An 18,332-nucleotide genomic window follows, 5' to 3' on the forward strand; every position below is an offset into this window, starting at 1 on the left:
TGATGAACACGCAGAGCCATTAAGCCGTTTTTCTTACACATTACCATTAAGAAAATAATTAAAACATCGATAAAAAAGGGGATTTCACTATAATTTTGTCACAATTTATGACTATAATGGTAAAAGTAACCAAATTTACGATGGAGGAATTAGCGTGTCAGCACCCCTTTTTTCAGTGGTTGTACCTGCGTACAATCAACATAAATTTATGAATAGTTGCTTGGCGAGCTTGCAACGGCAGACCGTTACCGATTTCGAAGTAATTGTCGTCAACGACTGCTCGACCGACGATACCGGTGACCAAATTGCTACCTTCGTTGCACACGACGATCGCTTTCACGTGGTCACCCACCAGCGTAACCGCGGCGTTTCCGCAGCTCGAAACTCTGGTATGGCAGTCGCCAAGGGTAAATACCTCTGTTTCGTTGATGGCGATGACTGGGTTGAGCCGGATTTTTTGGCGAGCTTTCAAGCCGCCTACCAAGCCAACCCCAAGAGTCAATTAGTGGTTTGTGGACATTTCGGCTACCTTGCCGTTCCAAGTCCCGCCAAAACGTATACTCAGAAAGAATTAATTGCGAACATTAACTTTGGAACGGTTGGTGGTTTTTCGTGGAACAAATGCTTCATTCGTAGCATTATCGCGACCCACCAACTTAAATTTAACGAAGACATTGCCTTTCTAGAAGACCAACTCTTTGCGTTCCGTTACGCTAATTATGTCACTAGTGCGCCATACGTTCCCGCAAAAACTTACCATTACCGTTGGCGCTTCCGTAGTAACCTAGCGCATATCGGTATTCCATTTTTTGCCGCTCGACGCAAGATGATCAAAATTCTCAAACAAGAAAACAAGCAGTTGCTTAGTGAAGATTTGAATAATCAGTAACTTAGAGACACACTGCTCAGTATTTAGGGACCGTGATTAAATTAATCATGGTTTCTTTTTTTGTATACAACGACTGACTATCTTTAAGTTAGCCGCTCCGTCAATCAGAAGATTAGTATTTTTCGGCGCTTCGCCGGCAGAATCAGTGGGCCATGGGGTCGGCTACAGACAAAGGACGGTCTTCCGCCTCGCTTGAAAGCCTCAAAGAACGAGTCTTTCAAGTCGCCCCGCACTGTAACCTGGCAAAAAAACGCCAGCTAACAGTGCCGACACGGCCTGCTGACTCTGCCGGCTACGCTAAGATTGCTTTAAAACAAACCGGTTAAGTTTGTCAGCAACCTCAACATAGCTGGAGGTTGTCTATGACAAATGTGCTTTAATCGGATGCTCGGAGGTTGCCACTGATGGCATCGGTCGTGATGGTGGCGCGGCGTTTTTTTGCCGGGCTTACACCACGGACGGGTCCGGGACAACTGTCATTTATAGCCTATTCCGAGATTGGAACCAACCGGAATAGCTCATATTTAGTCCAGTCTAAATAGTGAGCCAGTAGCACTTAATTTCCAATTCTGGCTTCCAAACTTTAGTTAATCATTCTAATGATTTATTCATCCCAAAATAAACGGTTTATTAACAATTAAACACTTGTTCAAATATGTACTCGGCCTTACAATTGAGCTATATCAATTAACGAAAGGGGTATGCGCATGGCAACGATTCATTTGTACTTAGTTCGACACGGACAAACTGAACTGAACGCCGCGGGTCGGTTACAAGGCATTTACGACTCCAAATTAACCCGCAACGGTATCCGCTCAGCCCAACGACTGTCCCGCATGTTAGCCGACGTTCACTTTGACGCTGCCTATACTAGTGACCTTGGTCGCGCCCAACAGACCACCCGCATCATCACCGCACTACACCCCGAAATAAAAAAACCGACAATTGATGTCGGTTTACGTGAATTTAACTTTGGCGGTTTGGAAGGCACTAAAAACCTCTGGATCGTGGGTCAAGTTCGCAAGCAGCTCGGTATGGGAACGTTCGTTAAGCTTGTTTTGAGCAAAGAACGCTTTGCCACCCTGCTTTGGATGTTCAACGCTTTAGATAAAACCCGTGCAGCCGAGACCCTCGTGGGGGTCACCGACCGAATCAGTCGCACCCTTCGCCGCATTTGTCTATTCGAATCACAGGATGGACAAGATAAGAACGTCTTAATCGTTTCTCACGGCTTAGTTTTAAGCGCTTTCCTATATCAAATCAGTCCCAGCGAACTGCCAACCCGATTACTGAAAAACACGAGTGTCAGTCGGGTCGATTACGACGATCGTCAATTTGACTTGATCGACATTAACATTACGCCAACTCGTCGGTCTTAGTGGTTTCCAAACTTTGCGTTTCTTGGTTACACGTCCGGAATTGAAGCCGGGCCTGAATGCCAAAGAACGCTTTTATTTTGCGTTGCAATTCCTGACCAGTCGCATGAACGACTTCGGAACCCGCACCCGGTGCCCCAATGACGATTAGAACCCGGCTACTCTTCGCATTTAAATTGGGCGCCACCGTTGATTCCGTTGGTGTTCCCAACGTCACGGCTTTTCCAGTGACTTGGACCTGCGCACACGGAACGTTTAGCACCGTCATATCCCAGGCCTGAATGCCCACCGGATGACGATGGCCAATCAACTGAATCAAATCAGCCAGGGCACTTTGGGGATTGGCCACGGCAACGTTTTGTGTCACTAATTGTTTTTCAATTGCCGGATTAAGCTCACGATTATCCAAATGCTGTAATGAGAGAATAGCGAGCGCCGTCGAGTGCGCTGCCGGTAAAATTTCAATTTTCACAGTTATCACTTCCTAAAGACACTTCCACAGTCAAAGCCAAACTTTGACTATCAAAATCAGGATTTCCCAAATAGTTCTTGGCATTTCCATCCTAAATTTCTTCCCCTTTAAGTGTGCCAAATTTGACGTAAAAGTCAATCACCTGACCCTTAAATGGGGCAAAACTTAACAATCAAAAAACGCCACGTGAACCATCGATTACGGTTCAAACGTAACGTTTATTTTTCTAAAACTTAGAATTCTAATTAATACTCGCTAGTTTAACGGATACTTTTTAAAGTAATCCTCTAAGAACAGTGCTAAACCGTCATTATAGTTCGTATCGGTCACGAAGTTCGCCGCCGTCTTAACTTGTGGCAACGCGTTCCCCATGGCAACTGACAAATCAGCCGCTGCCATCATCCCAACATCGTTGAGACCGTCGCCAAAGACAAAAGTATGCGCAGCGTCAACGTTTTGTTCCCGCTGAATCTGTTTAACCGCCGTTCCCTTGTCAGTATTTAAAGGAATCATTTCAATATTATTTGGATTGGATGAAGACAACCGTAATAACTTACTACTGGTTAACTTCTCACGGGCCGAATCTAAGCGCGACATATCTTCCCGACTCAAAATCACACCGTTTGTGATCTGATCTTCAATTTTGGATAACTGCGTAAAGCTCTTCACTTCAGAGTAACCAATCGAAGTCTCACCGGCATCAAAGTTAGCCGCATTCCGGGCCACAAAGCGCGGAATTTGTTCCGTGTAATAGGCCATTTCTGGTGTAAATAACATCATTGGCAAATTATCACGCCGAGCAATTAGATAAGCCAATTCAACGGCTGCTCCCCCGAGTTTTGTGATTTCGCGCCCCTGTGCACCGTCAAACACGGCACCGTTAGAAGTCACTAACCGGACTTCCGGATTAATTTTATTCCGTACAATCTTTGCAAGCTCGTACATCCGTCCAGTTGCAATGTAGAACATGACGTCCTGCTTTTGTAACCGTTCGATAGTTGCTTTCGTTCGCTCTGAAACGTACTGATGGTCCGTTAGTAAAGTCCCATCAATGTCCATAAAGACTAGATATTTTGGCATGTCTAACCCTCCCACATTTTTACAATTATAATTGTACGCCATTATCGGCCAGAATGGAAATCGCTTTCAAAAGCGACCCGCGTAACGCATTCTGAAGATTATTAAGTTTAGTCCCCGTTTTTCTCCCCGTATACCCGTTCATTCTTTCGATTTAAAACCTTTTAAGAATTTCCATTGACATTTAACCGGCAAGCAACTAAATTAGAAAACAATTAATATTTGATGATAAAAGTTATGAGCAGTCCAGTAGTGTCCCCGGTAGCGGTTCAAGCGAGTCTGAAATGGTGTGAGCAGACCCCGTGGTGGTGACATGAACATCAGCTGTGAACGGGGCCCGTGAACGTGAGTAACGGGCCATGGTTTGCACCCATTAACGTGCGTCGGATCAATTATGATTCGCACGAGGTCAAGTCCGTAATGGCTTGATGAATAACCGGTGGTAACACGCGACTGCGCCCGGCAGACTTTGTCTGCTGGGCTTTTTTCATCTTAAATTAATAAAATATCATTTTAAAGGATGGTCATACATATGCATTTTACAGTACTTGGCGCAGGCGCCATGGGGCTACGCTACGGCGTCCTCTTACAAGAAACAGGCAATCAGGTTGATTTCGTCGATACGTGGTTACCGAACGTTAACAAAATTCATAAGCAAGGCGGCGTTTACGTCTCCCGCGATCATCAAGATCGTCATTTAGTTCCCGTTAAAGTGGTCACACCAGAAAATTATCACGATGATCCGGACGTCTGGGTCGTTTTCACTAAGCAGATGCAACTAGCAGATTTCTTAACCCGCACCGCCCACGCGTTTAACGATCACCAGTACGTCCTCACTTGTATGAACGGCATGGGGCACGTGGAAAAGCTCCTCCAGTACTTTCAGCCACAAAAAGTTTTAGCCGGGACTGCCTTAGTTGCAACGGTCTTAAATGGCCCGGGCGACGTCGATTTCATCGGGGCCCGCGGTGCTGGGACGATGAACTTGGCAAATTACACTGAACAGCCCGACGAGATGACGCATCGCATCGTGACCGAACTTGAAAAATGTCAGTTTAACCCTAACCTAACCACTAATTTCCGTGGCACCTTGTTAGCTAAAGTGGTCTTCAACTCGGTCGTCAACACCCTGTGTACCCTATTTGAAATCACAATGGGTGAATACGCAGCTTATCCCGGAGCCGATGAACTCAGCCGCCAATTGATCAACGAGGCTTATGACGTCTGCGAACGCGATGGCGTAACGATGCTCAATACTAGAGCGGAGGAACTTGCTTCCGTGAATTACGTCAGCAAAGTCGCTAACCCACTACACTACCCGTCAATGTATCAAGATATGTCCCATAACCGACCAACCGAGGTCGACTACATCAACGGCTACCTGGTGCAACTGGGGGCAAAGTACAATTACAATGCTAAGACCCACGCCTTTTTGACCCACTTAGTTCATTTAGCCGAAACCACTCGGCAAGCCGCCGCTAACGACGTTGCATCCGAAGTTCAAAACCAGGCCGTGCTTTAGTTTATTTAAGCCTAAGTCCCGTTTTTCTAAGTAAAATCAGTTACAATGAATGGAAAGTGATTTTACTTAGGGAGGCGTTTTCGATGCAAGCTAGTCGGGAATTTAAAGGGATTTTCTTAGCAAGTATCAGTGCAACTTTTTGGGGGATCTCTGGGGCCATCGCCCAGACCCTCTTTGATACGACCAATATTAATTCAGTTTGGTTAACCGGGATTCGGATGCTCGGCGCAGGAATCGGGTTGTTACTGATTAGCCTACTGACTCACGTTGATCTGTGGTCAATCTGGCAGCATCCCCGGGATCTATGGCAGATTGTCGGTTACACACTGTTAGGCTTAATGCCCGTTCAGTTTACCTACTTCTTAGCGGTAGAGGCCAGTAACGCCGCAACGGCCACCATTTTACAATTTATGGGACCCGTCTTCATCGCACTCTGGATGGTGGTCGCGCACCGGCAATTTCCAACCCGTGCGGAAGGGATTGCCATCTTGTTTGCACTACTGGGGTCGTTTCTGCTCGTCACCCACGGAAATCCCGGTACCTTAGTTATCTCAGTGGGTGCCCTCATATGGGGCTTACTATCTGGCGTTTCGTCGGCAACGAACACGTTAATGCCGACGCAATTGCTGACTAAATATAGTCCGATGACCGTCAACACGTGGTCCATGTTACTTGGAGGAATCTTATTTAACTTTGTTCAACCGGTTTGGAGTATTCACATTCCACTGACAATGTTAAATATTAGCAAACTGAGCTTTGTCGTTATTTTTGGGACCCTGCTTGCGTTCCTGTTCTTCCTCCAAAGTCTCCAGTATATCCGACCGACCGTCGTGAGCTTGCTGGATGCCTTTGAACCCCTTTCCGCGACCGTCATTGCCGTCGTACTCCTAGGCGTCAATTTCGGCTGGCTTGATATCGTCGGTAGTTTACTCATTATCAGTACCGTCTTCATCCTCGCAATTGGTCAAGCACCGAACGACCGGAGCGCAGAAAATTTTAAGGCGGACGATCCTGCTAATCAACATGATTAATTTTCACCATTAAAGTAGCGAACGGTTCATCATCATTTGAGATGGTGACCCGTTCGCTTTTGATTTACTAATATCCCCGCGTTAAATCAACCTGATTACGAGCAAGCGTTCCGTCTTGGACGTACTGAGCAAAGTTAGTTGCAAAAATACCGAAGACCGTCGTACGAAAATGATCAATTTGGCCCGAAATATGTGGCGTAATCATGACATCGGACCGTTGCCATAGTGGATTTGTCTCCTCCAACGGTTCTGGTTCCGTCACGTCTAACGCCGCCATACTGAGTCGATGCCGATCTAATGCGGTCACCAAGTCAGCCGTGTTAACGGCGGGACCGCGACCAATATTAACAAACATCGGCTGTTGTTCAGCCTTTTCAAACAACGTCGCGTTAAACAGATGGTGCGTCGTTGGCGTCAATGGCAACGCGTTTACGATGAAGTTGGCCTGCTTCAGTGATTGGTCGGTAGCGGTTAAGGCAACCGTCGCATCAAAACCAGTTGCCGGATGGCCCGTCGTATTGACACCGGTAACGTGCATCCCGAAAGCAGCTGCTTTTGCCGCAATCGATTGACCGATTTGTCCCGTCCCAAATACCAATAAGTTTTTATCCGTCAGTGTGGTCGTTTTAACGGGCAACGACCACTTTTTAGCCCCCGTTTGGTTGATCCAAGCAGCGTGGTAGCCCCTAACAACCGTCAGCATGGCCCCAAGGACACTTTCACCAATGGCATCCGCGTGAATTCCACTCGTATTCGCCACCAACACATGCGCTTGTGCCAACGCCTTCAAGGGCAGGTAATCCACCCCCGCAGAAATTACTTGTACTAGTTTTAGCTGATGTGTCGGCCGTGCCAGCAACGTTTTTAAGATTGGGTGATTCCCGAACATCACTTGAACCTGATCATAATCTGCGAACGTTAACTGGTCGACCGTTTTAAACTGCCAAGCCGGATACTGTGCTTTGATCTGCGCAAGTTGGGCCGGCTTAGTTGCTTGAACCATTAATGCAATTGGCATATTTGACACTCCGTTTCTGATTTTTGACCCTATTTCTATTAATTCAATGGTACACCATGGGACTTAGCGCCAAACATAAAAATGCTCCTCAGAAAAAATTCTGAGAAGCATTTTTTTAATCAGCGCTACCAAAGCGATGACTTTAATTAATTATTATCAGTCGTCGTTGTATCGTTAGTGGTCGTACCGCCAGTCGTTTGATCGGTGGTATTGCCAGTACCGGTACCCGTGGTATTGTTGTTCTTTGAATGACTGCTGTAATGAGTCGTGCTTGAGCTTTCAGCCGCTGAACTAGTTTGCGTATCATTACCACCACCATAGTAAGTCGAAGTTGAGCTACTATCGGTCGTCGTTGATGACGTATCTGAATCTGAACTACTTTCAGACGACGATGAGCTAGACGATGATTCAGGTTCACTGTAACTAGAACTGCTTGCACTGTAGCTTGAAGATGATGAACTAGCCGTCTTAGCTAACTTCTTACGGTCCGCCTTTAACTGCTGGTAATCGTTCGCAGCTAACTGGGATTTCTTCCGGTAAGCCTTCAAGTTGGACTGAATGACGTCAATATCGCTGGATGGCGTGGTCGATTTAAGCTTGCCCTTTTTAGTATAAAGCTTCTTAAATGCTGCGTCGTAACCGGCAACCTTCTTGACCGTCTTATTCGTTGACTTAAATTGGTTGTCGTACTTCTTGGCAAAGTACGCCTTATCGTTAGTCAATCCCGTTGATACGATTTTTTGTCGGTCTTTAGCAATCGACTTAGTCGTCACGTCAATGTTGATCAATCCTGCCGTATTGCGTAGTCCTCGATAACTTGAGCGAACTTGCATCATCTGACTAGCGTAGTCGTGCTGCTTTTGCAGCTTATCTTTTTCGCTAGAATCTTTCATGTTGTCAATGTTGGATTGTAATTGCTTTAATTGGTCAGTCGATGCATTCGTGCGTAAATCACGTTGTGCACTTGAGGTATAGATCGCCTGGACAATTGCTTCCGCGTTAGACTTAGCATCCGCTTGCGCCGTTTTAGCCCGGTTCCACATGAGTAACGCACCAAGTCCCGCAACAACTAAGATGGCAACCCCTACGCCCATCAATTTCCAACTATAATGGCCGGACTTCCGGGACTTTTTCTTTAAATGCGGATTGTCAGCATCATCGTGTTCATCGGCCGCTTCCTCGTCAATTCGATCGGCATGTCGTGCAACCCGTGACATATTATCCGCGTTCCGCTTTTCCGGTTCCCGACCACCATTTGGTTGTTGGTCACCGTATAATTCTTCACGTGATAATGGCAATTCTGGTTGGTCATCATCAGCATTTTCAGTTCCACGAACCGCAATTTTAGGCTGATTATCATCGCTACCCGCAGCGTCGTGAACGGCAAGCTTAGGTTGCGACGCCTCACTAGTTACTTTTGGCGTAGCGGCACTCGCTGGTGTCCGCCCCGCCTTAGTATCAGCTGCTGACTGCGCAGCCTGTTTGTGCGTACGCTTAGTAGATTTAGTTGAAGACCGCTTTGATTTTGCGGGTTCAGCTGGCTTAGGCGTCTTAGCTTCACTAGCCGGCGCCGCTGCTTTAGCTTCCTCAGACGATTGCTGTGACGCAGCCGCTGACTTGCTTTGATGTGACTTAGGTGCTGGTGCTTCTGAAGCTGGCTGCTTGTGTTTCTTCGTCGCTTTCGTAGCAGCGCTTGCGGCAGTACTTTCTGCAGATGCCGCTGGCTTAGCCGGTGCACTTTCAGCAGAGTCCTTCAAATCGTAAGCTAAAGGAATCTGTTCATTATTTTGATCATCGTTATCATCTGGCAACGGCTCAGTGATTGAGTCCCATAACCGCTTACCAAAATGCGATTTCTTTTCTCTTTTAGACAAATTAACCGCTCCTCGCCAATTATTAGTATCAATAAAGTCTTCTGGTTAAGCGCCGTCAATAACTTTAATACGAGCCGGTAAAATAACCATTATTAAGTAAATTATAGCATGGAATCCGTTGCTGAGAAACCACTGGTTTAGCGGTTTTCTGATTATCGCCGACTCCGCTTAATTTCTACTACGAACTCTGCTATAATCAGCTTAATAACAAATTGAAAGCGGGGAGTTATCATGGCCACAGCCAAAGTCATTTTTGCAACCATTACGGGTAACAATGAAGATGTTGCTGACATCATTACGGAAAAACTAGAAAATCTCGGTGTGGACGTTACGAAGGAAGAAATCTCGCAGGCGGACGCAACCGAATTTGAAGCGGTCGATATTTGTATCGTCGTTCCTTACACTTACGACGAAGGGGCCCTCCCCGAAGAAGGCTTGGACTTCTTTGACGACCTACAAGACGTTGACCTGAGCGGTAAAGTGTACGGCTGTGCCGGATCTGGGGATACTTTTTACGACGACGATTACTGCCGCGCGGTGACTGATTTTAGTAAAGTTCTGAAAAAAGCGGGCGCCACTCAAGGGGCCAAGGACGTTTTCGTTAACCTTGCACCCGAAGCTGACGATATTAAGAACTTAGACGCCTTTGCGGAACAAATCGTGAAGACGCAAGCGAACGCCTAATTTCAAAAAAATAATCATCATAAAAATGACTGCTCAGTATTTTACTGAACAGTCATTTTTATGATGTCTATTTTTCATTGATGACGGCGACGCTTTAAAATTCGTTGCCGTACGTAATTATAAATAATCTCAACGACCAAGAAAAGCGCCGCAATTCCAATCGTATTTATAACGTAGGACCATAAATGATAACCCGTTTTGCCAAGCCACAGGTCATATGGCCCCTGAATTAGGAAAAAGTAAATGACAAGCGTCTCCAAAATATAGCGCGTGTGCCGCCAAATTGATTTCCACTTCATGCCCTAGGCTCCTTCTACCGTTGATAAAGTCTGTAAAGCTTGTTTCAACTGACTGACGGGAAGTTGGTTTAATTCACCGACACGACCAACGCGGCCAAACGCCAATGCTGAACCAGTCAATTGACCACAAACGCTATTAAAACGACCAAGCGCCCCCGTGACCGTCGCGATGAGTGGCAATGTTAGCTGTTGGCGTGCGGTTGCAGTCGCAGTCATGAGTCTTAGGACTGCGCTAGCATCCTGGCCCTCAATCGTCACACGCGCAACGTCTGCGCCCGCAGCGGCCATTTCTGTATAAGCCGCTACTAAATCAGTCGTACTTGACGTTGCCGGTAACGTTTGACTTAATAATAGGGCGATTTGGTTGGACCGCATCTGATTTGTTAAATTCTCATAATCAATTTGATTAACCATGGTAAAGTCAATGTCCACTGCGGCGACGGCCCGGTTATTGACTAAGGTCAAGCAAGTTTGGCCATAATCCGTAGCTGACATTGGCTTTTGGTCCGTCTGAAAATCAGCAATCACTGGAATTGTTCCTAAAACTTGTTGCAGTTGCGTTGCGGTATTGATCAACTCCGCGCGATTATCAAACTCCTGGTAAGCGGCCAATCGCCAAATAACCACCTGAGCCGCTGAAGACAAGACTTGCGCAGCTTGCCCCAGCAACGCCTGCCGGTTACTTCCAGAGAGCACCACCCCAATTTTTGGCATTCCCGTTGACAATGTGACCGTCCCAATGGTAACTGTTTTCAAAATCATTCCCGCTTTCATTTCAGTCTAACACGTCCGTCCCCTGACACATCATTGACGCGACTAGTTGTTTCGTTATTCTATTTAACAATATCAAACTTTCGCTATTTTAACATCTAATATTCATTTTTTATACCAAAATTTAAAGCGCTTTTAATATTGAAAAAATAAAGTTGTCAACGCTTCCATTTTCGTTTTACAATTAGGCATATTCAGACTAAAAAAAAGAGGTTAGCTTATGAAAACAGAAAAGCAGTTACGATGGTCCAACATCGCATTAATTGCGTTCGTAGCCGTCTGGGGTTTGGGTAACGTTGTTAACAACTTTGCGTTACAAGGCCTGTCAGTGGTTACATCTTGGATCTTGATCATGATTATCTACTTTGTCCCTTACACCTTGATTGTTGGTCAATTAGGTTCAACATTTAAGGACGCTGAAGGGGGCGTTTCCTCTTGGATTCGCGCTACTAGTACGAAGCGACTAGCCTACTACGCCGCTTGGACGTATTGGATCGTCCACGTGCCATATTTAGCGCAAAAACCCCAAGGGATTCTAATTGCCTTCAGTTGGTTATTTAAGGGAAACGGGAATTTCATCAACACCACCCCCGCGATCGTTGTTCAAGCCATTTGTTTAGTGCTATTTTTATTCTTCCTATGGATTGCTTCCTTAGGCTTAACAACGTTAAAACGGATCGGTAGTGTTGCTGGAACCGGGATGTTCATTATGTCGATTCTATTCATTATCTTAGCCGTTTCCGCACCATTGATGACCAAGGCATCGGTTCAAACACCTAATATGCTTTCCATCAAATCGTATATTCCTAAGTTCGACTTTGCTTACTTCACAACCGTTTCAATGTTAGTCTTTGCGGTTGGGGGTTCGGAAAAGATTTCACCGTACGTTAATAAAACGAAGAATCCTGGCCGCGAATTTCCACTGGGAATGTTAGTTTTAGCCGGAATGGTCGCTGTCTGTGCCCTACTTGGTTCCTTTGCGATGGGGATTCTCTTCAACGCAAAGCATATCCCAGCTGATTTAATGGCCAACGGTGCCTACTACGCTTTCCAACGCCTAGGTGCTTTCTACCACGTTGGGAACTTATTCCTGATTCTATACGCGATTGCCAACGTGCTTGCACAAGTTTCTGCGTTAGCCTTCTCAATCGATGCACCATTGAAGATTTTGCTTGGTGATGCCGATCCAGAATTTATTCCAAAGAAACTCAGCAAGATGAACAAAAAAGACGTGCCGGTTAACGGTTATATTATGACTGGAATCTTAGTCAGCATCTTAATTATCATTCCTGCTTTAGGAATTGGTAACATGAACGAATTATTCAACTGGTTGCTAAACTTAAACTCAGTTGTTATGCCAATGCGTTACCTCTGGGTATTCTTAGCTTACATCTTGTTAAACAAACATTTGAAAGAATTCAAGAGCGAGTACAAGTTCTTGAAGAACCCGATGGCTGGTAAACTTGTTGGGGCCTGGTGCTTCTTATTCACCGCCTTTGCATGTATCTTAGGGATGGTTCCAAAGACATCCTTAGCTGCTAACCCAAGTGGCTGGTGGTTCCAATTAGCGTTAAACATCATTACGCCAATCGTCTTCGTTGCTTTAGGGATGATTCTGCCAATGATTGCTCGGCGCGGTAATGCCAAAGCCTAGTCTATTCAATGATAAAAAAATGGTACTTACGTCATCTGAGGATGATGCAAGTACCATTTTTTATTATCGTTTTATAATTTTACAGCCCACTATTTAACACTTTAAATAAATTTTGCGTTACTATCTTATATGAAAATCAATTATCAACAATTACTGTATGTTGATATTGTTCAGACAAGCTTAGCGAAGGAGGCTAAATTATGGCATCCACCACACCCGTATTTGACGATTTTCTCAATGACTACGCTGCAGTCTTACGTTATCTCAATGACCGGATTACTGCGCCACTTAATACTTATCACCTTACGTTTGATACTTTTTTAATTATGCATGAAATTCAGACTAGCCACGAACCACTGTTGTTGATGGATATTGCAAATAGTCACCACGTGTCGCGTAGTGCCATTTCTCGTCAGATCAGCATACTCCTAAAGTATGATTACGTTTATCAGGTTTCAAATCCTAATGATCGGCGTCAAAAGAGCTTATTGCTGACCAAACGTGGCCAAGAAGTTGATCAAGCACTGATTACGACCATCCAACAGACCTTTGGTGAATGGACCCAGCAGCTTGGTAAACGTCGCATCAACAACCTATTAAGTCTATTGAATGACTTTACCCAGCAGATTATCGCACCAACGTACACCAAGTCATCACCGGCCCCTAAGGACCACTAACACCGTCTTTTGCAACGGTGTTTTTTTATTATTCTGAATAAGCCCGGTAGTCATCCTGGTGTACCACTCGTGTACCTAATTAAGAAAATGAGACCAATTTACTGCTTTTTAAATAAAAACAAATCCCATACAAACGTCGTCACAGCAACATTTGTATGGGATTCGACAAACTATTGAAATCGTCCTGAAGCCGTTTAGCAGATTTGAACGAGTAGTAACAAACGCCGTTAAATCAACGTTTTAAAGACTTTGGTTTTTGGCTCGTGTACCTCTCGTGTACGTAATCTAAAAAAGTGAGGTTTTTGTTTTCTGAAAACATGCTCCAAAAAATCAAAATAGCACTTGATTTATAGAACATACGTTCGGTATACTCATATTGAGGTGATTATCATGAAGTATGAATCCATGAATGTTTTATTTGATAATGAAGTCAAAATATTAAAGTTGAATCCACTTATGTTATACGTCCGTGTTTTTAACGAAACAACACGGCAACCAATTAATTGTATTTTGGTGAAGCACGCTTTAACATTCTTCTACGAATTGCAGTCTGATTCACGTCTTGCACTGTACGGTCATTACAATAACAGAAAACAGTTTATAATCAATAAGTTTATGATCCAACACGCACTAGAATCTGCTGCTGTTTAAAAAATTAAGAGGTAAAAACGGGAATCATCTCCTGACTGCGTATTTAGTAAGTACAAAGGAGATGGTCAAATGCACATTGTTTCTGAGCACACTGAATTATGGGAATTCGGCCCGACAACTATTTCAAGACACTACTGTACTGTACGGCAAAAGATCGTAGGCTACTCGAATGAATCTACTGTTTTTCCTACTGAACACGACGCACGTCGATTTTTTCAAACACTTATCACGGACCATCGAGAATCCTTCTTTGAAGCTGTTGAGCTAGAGACTCATTGTTCTAATCCAGAATTTCTTGAAGAACTGTATGGTATCGGATTACGTACAGCCCACCAATATCAAGAACAACTACTAGACAAAGAATAACAAAAAGCCGCCTACCGGTCGAGATGACTGGTACGCGGTTTTTGCATTACAATAAACGTAAGTTGGGTTCTTGCTTATCTTCTAATGAAGGCATTTTCTCGTTGATTAACCAGTAGTTGACTTCAGCAATTGACAAACCAGCGGCCCTTGAAATCTCTTTCAAGCCATAACTGGAATTATCATTTGAAAATTTAATCGCACTTTGAATATACGACGGCTTTTCTATCGGAATTTCATCATCAAGTGGCTCATTAATTCTCCACTTATTTCTATAAATAGTCTGTCGTAAAAAAAGCGCTTGAGAATCGCTTATTAATCCCATCTCATTTCCACGATAAACTAACGCTTGAATGGCTACCTTCCAATGTTTTTTTAACTCAATCATATAGCTCATATTTGTTCTAATCATGTCTAGTGAAATCCCATAATCTGGCATTAGTAATGCCCCAGCAAAATGATTAGCTTCGCTCTCAATTGTTTTTAAATTAGAGCTACTATTAATAATATTGCTAGGATAATGTGCATGTAAAAGTATATGTCCTAATTCATGTGCTAAATTGAATCTTAATCTAACACTCGAAAGTCGTCTAGAATTCAATAAAATATATGGTCGTGACATTATATTTCCTGTAACGGCATCTATCTTTTCACTCTCAAGATCAGAAAATTTAACTCTTATTCCCATTCTCTCAACTATCAATGTCATATTTGCAATGGGTCCATCGCCCAAATTGAATTGTGATCTTACATTGTCCGCAATTCTATCTATTGTTTCATAAGATAGAACCTCAAAATTTTTAGACTTATTTGCGTAATTAGGTTCTGAATATGTTGGTAGATTAAGTATTTCGGTCAATAATCCATCAACTATTGCAAATCCTTTCTCTTTTGATTTAGCTTGCGTTATCTTTCGCTTTGGTAAAACTGCTGCTTTTCTAAAAAAAACAGGACCATCAAATTCAGGTATATCTATCCTTGACAAGAAAAAATGATGATCAACATTAAAATGCTTTGCCAGGCCCATTATGCCCGAAAAGTCAGGTATAGATCGTCCTTTTTCCCATTTTGAAAGTGTCGTCACGCTATATCCGACATCATCAGACACTTGCTTTAAACTTTCACCTTTTAAATCACGAAAAAATTTTAGCTTTTCGCTCGAAAATCTGCCTGATTCTATCGCTGGCATAGTCCTCATCCTTCAGTTTTAAATTCTTGGTATTGCCGAAATTCATCCATACTAAACGATGCAATTTCTTTTGCTGTCGTCTTTATATCTCTTTCTTCATTACTTGAAAGAACCTGCAAGTTATTCTGCAAATTTAGTCTAGCTTCCCATAAACCCGTATTGTCTGGTTTACCTAGTATTGTAAATGATGGTTGATCTGACTGATAGCCATGGTTCAATTCCAGATAAACTGAATCTTGACTCCTTGCTTCATCATCAAACAATACAAATCGATTATCACATTGATCAAATAAATCAGCTCTAAACTTTGCATGTCGACTAGCACGCTTATCAGACGGTGTTTGATTTATAGTTAAGACAACTTGTTTCTCGTTGTCAATAAGCTTCAAAAATTTGTTTTTATTTTTTTCAATAGTTTCAATTTTATATGAAAATGGAATAATCTTTTGATCACATGCACGTCTCAGCGAAAATTCAACAGCCATATTCTTCAACTCAGGATATAGCTTTTGAGCTCGGTCCATTCGAAGCCATTCTGGTGCGTTAACATTCACAAAATGCTTTTCAGCCTGATATCCTGCCGCTATAATTCCAACAACCAAACGTTGCTGAGTTGGTGTGAACAAAGTCTGGACTAATTGTTGCGCTGATTTATTTGATTCAGAAAAATACGGGACTTTTTTCATTGAAATCAACCACCTTACGTCTTTTTTCCAATTTTACATCTTTACATGTTTTTTGTAAACCTGACAAAAAATCCCGCACCGGCCATCATGGCTAGTGCGGGATTTTTGTTATTTGATAATTAACTTTTCACCGGGATAAATCGTACTGTAGATTGACTTCCCATTTTTGACCGCTAATGTGTACGCATTTAAACCACTTCGTTGAGCGATTACCCACCACGAATCGCCGTACTTGACCTTGTAGTACACGTGAGAAGCACCACTTTTCACGTAGGCTAGCGAATTACTTGCCGGGCCAGTTACCAGATAGCCGTAACCGTGTGATCGTGGTTGGCGTACCCAACGATATCCACCCCTAATAATTGCAAGGTCCGTTTTGACAGTGGCGCCGGCTCGTAACGGCGCAATTACTTTTGAACTGGTTGACGCACCAGTGCGGAGGTTGACCGTCGTCTTCAGCGTGTAGGTCTTTTTTTCCTTGATACACTTGGCTGAGTCGTTCGACTTAACAGCAGGCTGCTTGCTGGTTTTCTTGCTATTGGCTTTTACCGCCTTCTTGTCAGTTGGCTTAACCGCCGATTTCTGACCAGCAGTGTAGTAAGTGCCGTAAAGCTGACTTACATCGAAGTTACCGCTTGAAATGCGGAAATGTGCGGTGCTACTGAACTGCCAAGCATGTGACCACGAGTACCAGGTCTTGCCACTAGCATCATATGGGTAGGACGCGGGCCAGCCGGTTCCCTTCTTTAGGTCCATTTTGGTGCCAACCCAACTACCCATGGTGTACACGTCCGGGCGGTAACCGTACTTTTCAATCTGCTTCATGAAAGCTTTATTGTTAGCATTGTTGGTCGCCTTCGATACGCTTCCTTGTTCTGCTTCAACATCAGCAGCTAAAACGGCACCCACAGGTAGCCCGCTAGCCTTCGCCATGCGTCCGGCAAAGTTACCTTCAGCAATAGCTTGCGCCTTAGTGGTGTAGTGCGCAAAGTGATACCCATTCACGTACAACTTAGCCGACTGTACGTTTACGATGTTACTAGTCGCGTACGGGTCTTTGTAGGTTGTCCCTTCACTAATCTTGACCGTGACGGCTTTCACACCGAATTCAGTCCGCATCGAATTGTACTCTGCCGTGCTCATGTACCCGTTGTGATTAGATACATCCACCATATCCATGCGGGCCGCATCGGCATTCAGGGCAAAAGAAAAAGCCGCAATAGCTGCGACTCCCGATAAAACTAATTTATTTTTGAACTGCATGCTTGGTTTCACCTCCGCGCAAGTTTTTCTTTAAGATTGGATTATTATCAAAATAGGCCACTAAGTTAGTCATAATCGTTAACCATAAGCTAACCTCTTGGTTCAATTCATCGCTAGTGATTGGCAATACTGGGTGGCCAGTTGATACTAGAATTTGATTAATCCAAACCAGTAAATAACCGGCGAACTTAGCGGCTGCTGGAATGTTAATCTTTTCGATGAAAGCTCGAATCTTGTTCATTTCGGCTTTTCTCCTTTTCAAGTTTGATATTTTTTCTTACTTCTGATTGCCACTTCTGGTAGTACTCATCACGTTCTTCCTTCATCTGACTATAAAGCTGCTCATACGCTTCGTGGTTAGACTTCTTTTTACTAAGAAGAAAAGTGCCAATAGCAATGGCGGCACTTCCTAATGCGGTGATAATACCGGGCAGCGTCGTCCAAAAGCTTGCCGTCATTTGCTATCACTCCTCTCAGCAAGTAACATGAGTACCCCCGTAATTGCTATATTTGAAATCCATGGTTGCGGGATTCCAAACAAGTACCAATGGAAAAATTGTAAAAACGTCAGAACTGCCATCAGCGTGCTAGCACAAATCAAAATAATGTGATTAGCGCGAGCCGACTTGTTAGCATCTAACGCCCACCAGATCATTGCAATTCCAACCAAAATAAAAAACACCCCAAAGGTGTCATCATTTTCGACAGGAGCCATAATGGGTGGCCACGTAAAATAATTTTTTTGTCCTATCAGATATACCCCAATACCACTGAGTGCGGCACCTAGTACCAAGTGATTCAAGTTTTCCTTTGCCTGTTTAAACATGTTCTCACCT

General features: G+C 43.9%; 20 protein-coding genes. 8 read left to right on the top strand and 12 right to left on the bottom strand.

The annotated features are described in order from the left end of the window. Positions 1-154: 154 nt before the first annotated feature. Together AAA939_RS08025 and AAA939_RS08030 are read left to right on the top strand one after the other, a co-directional pair. Positions 155-889, top strand: coding sequence for a glycosyltransferase family 2 protein (locus AAA939_RS08025; RefSeq protein WP_057707361.1), 735 nt, complete (start codon positions 155-157; stop codon positions 887-889). A 707-nt stretch (positions 890-1,596) separates the two neighbouring features. Next, positions 1,597-2,268, top strand: a complete 672-nt coding sequence (locus AAA939_RS08030; protein WP_338210796.1) for a histidine phosphatase family protein — start codon at positions 1,597-1,599, stop codon at positions 2,266-2,268. On the opposite strand, the gene AAA939_RS08035 is transcribed toward AAA939_RS08030, so the two are convergent. Together AAA939_RS08035 and AAA939_RS08040 are read right to left on the bottom strand one after the other, a co-directional pair. After that, a complete protein-coding gene (locus tag AAA939_RS08035) occupies positions 2,246-2,737 on the bottom strand; it encodes a hypothetical protein (protein ID WP_338210797.1) in 492 nt (163 codons plus the stop codon). The genes AAA939_RS08030 and AAA939_RS08035 overlap by 23 nt on opposite strands. Positions 2,738-2,992: 255 nt before the next feature. Further along, positions 2,993-3,817: an HAD family hydrolase gene (locus tag AAA939_RS08040; protein WP_338210798.1), complete on the bottom strand. Its 825-nt coding sequence runs from the start codon at positions 3,815-3,817 to the stop codon at positions 2,993-2,995. 529 nt (positions 3,818-4,346) lie between these two features. Between AAA939_RS08040 and AAA939_RS08045 the strand changes: the two genes are divergently transcribed. Continuing rightward, positions 4,347-5,336: a ketopantoate reductase family protein gene (locus tag AAA939_RS08045; RefSeq protein ID WP_338210800.1), complete on the top strand. Its 990-nt coding sequence runs from the start codon at positions 4,347-4,349 to the stop codon at positions 5,334-5,336. A gap of 83 nt (positions 5,337-5,419) precedes the next feature. Then, positions 5,420-6,367 (top strand): DMT family transporter, encoded by a 948-nt coding sequence (locus tag AAA939_RS08050; RefSeq protein ID WP_338210802.1) that lies wholly within the window; start codon positions 5,420-5,422, stop codon positions 6,365-6,367. A gap of 67 nt (positions 6,368-6,434) precedes the next feature. On the opposite strand, the gene AAA939_RS08055 is transcribed toward AAA939_RS08050, so the two are convergent. After that, a complete protein-coding gene (locus AAA939_RS08055; RefSeq protein WP_338210803.1) occupies positions 6,435-7,385 on the bottom strand; it encodes a phosphoglycerate dehydrogenase in 951 nt (316 codons plus the stop codon). A 146-nt stretch (positions 7,386-7,531) separates the two neighbouring features. Further along, positions 7,532-9,259, bottom strand: a complete 1,728-nt coding sequence (locus AAA939_RS08060) for a hypothetical protein (protein WP_338210804.1) — start codon at positions 9,257-9,259, stop codon at positions 7,532-7,534. 231 nt (positions 9,260-9,490) lie between these two features. On the opposite strand from AAA939_RS08060, the gene AAA939_RS08065 reads away from it, so the two are divergent. Continuing rightward, entirely contained in the window at positions 9,491-9,943 is a 453-nt protein-coding gene (locus tag AAA939_RS08065) for a flavodoxin (RefSeq protein WP_338210806.1), read from the top strand. Between the two features lie 74 nt (positions 9,944-10,017). Here the strand turns inward: AAA939_RS08065 and AAA939_RS08070 are convergent, their stop codons facing one another. After that, positions 10,018-10,242 (bottom strand): hypothetical protein, encoded by a 225-nt coding sequence (locus AAA939_RS08070; RefSeq protein ID WP_338210807.1) that lies wholly within the window; start codon positions 10,240-10,242, stop codon positions 10,018-10,020. A 3-nt stretch (positions 10,243-10,245) separates the two neighbouring features. Then, the gene (locus tag AAA939_RS08075) at positions 10,246-11,004 is read right to left on the bottom strand and encodes a type I 3-dehydroquinate dehydratase (RefSeq protein ID WP_338210809.1); all 759 of its coding nucleotides are present in this window, start codon (positions 11,002-11,004) and stop codon (positions 10,246-10,248) included. 229 nt (positions 11,005-11,233) lie between these two features. On the opposite strand from AAA939_RS08075, the gene AAA939_RS08080 reads away from it, so the two are divergent. The 3 genes from AAA939_RS08080 to AAA939_RS08090 all read left to right on the top strand — a co-directional run bounded on the left by AAA939_RS08080 (position 11,234) and on the right by AAA939_RS08090 (position 14,361). Next, a complete protein-coding gene (locus AAA939_RS08080) occupies positions 11,234-12,667 on the top strand; it encodes an amino acid permease (protein ID WP_338230762.1) in 1,434 nt (477 codons plus the stop codon). A 200-nt stretch (positions 12,668-12,867) separates the two neighbouring features. After that, positions 12,868-13,344: a MarR family winged helix-turn-helix transcriptional regulator gene (locus AAA939_RS08085; protein ID WP_338210813.1), complete on the top strand. Its 477-nt coding sequence runs from the start codon at positions 12,868-12,870 to the stop codon at positions 13,342-13,344. A gap of 720 nt (positions 13,345-14,064) precedes the next feature. Then, a complete protein-coding gene (locus AAA939_RS08090; protein WP_338230763.1) occupies positions 14,065-14,361 on the top strand; it encodes a hypothetical protein in 297 nt (98 codons plus the stop codon). Positions 14,362-14,407: 46 nt separating this feature from the next. Here AAA939_RS08090 and AAA939_RS08095 read toward each other — a convergent pair whose 3' ends face one another. The 6 genes from AAA939_RS08095 to AAA939_RS08120 form a co-directional block, all read right to left on the bottom strand. Continuing rightward, positions 14,408-15,547: a helix-turn-helix domain-containing protein gene (locus tag AAA939_RS08095; protein WP_338230764.1), complete on the bottom strand. Its 1,140-nt coding sequence runs from the start codon at positions 15,545-15,547 to the stop codon at positions 14,408-14,410. A 5-nt stretch (positions 15,548-15,552) separates the two neighbouring features. Continuing rightward, positions 15,553-16,233: a hypothetical protein gene (locus tag AAA939_RS08100; protein ID WP_338230765.1), complete on the bottom strand. Its 681-nt coding sequence runs from the start codon at positions 16,231-16,233 to the stop codon at positions 15,553-15,555. A 108-nt stretch (positions 16,234-16,341) separates the two neighbouring features. Next, positions 16,342-17,496: a GH25 family lysozyme gene (locus AAA939_RS08105; protein WP_338230766.1), complete on the bottom strand. Its 1,155-nt coding sequence runs from the start codon at positions 17,494-17,496 to the stop codon at positions 16,342-16,344. Continuing rightward, a complete protein-coding gene (locus AAA939_RS08110; protein ID WP_338230767.1) occupies positions 17,480-17,737 on the bottom strand; it encodes a phage holin in 258 nt (85 codons plus the stop codon). Before AAA939_RS08110 ends, AAA939_RS08105 begins: the two co-directional genes overlap by 17 nt. After that, a complete protein-coding gene (locus tag AAA939_RS08115; protein ID WP_338230768.1) occupies positions 17,703-17,954 on the bottom strand; it encodes a hypothetical protein in 252 nt (83 codons plus the stop codon). Before AAA939_RS08115 ends, AAA939_RS08110 begins: the two co-directional genes overlap by 35 nt. Continuing rightward, entirely contained in the window at positions 17,951-18,322 is a 372-nt protein-coding gene (locus AAA939_RS08120; RefSeq protein WP_338230769.1) for a hypothetical protein, read from the bottom strand. The genes AAA939_RS08115 and AAA939_RS08120 overlap by 4 nt, the downstream gene beginning before the upstream one ends. Positions 18,323-18,332: the final 10 nt, after the last annotated feature.

Origin of the sequence: Lactiplantibacillus paraxiangfangensis (genome assembly GCF_036246185.1) — a bacterium.
GTDB classification, from domain to species: domain Bacteria; phylum Bacillota; class Bacilli; order Lactobacillales; family Lactobacillaceae; genus Lactiplantibacillus; species Lactiplantibacillus paraxiangfangensis.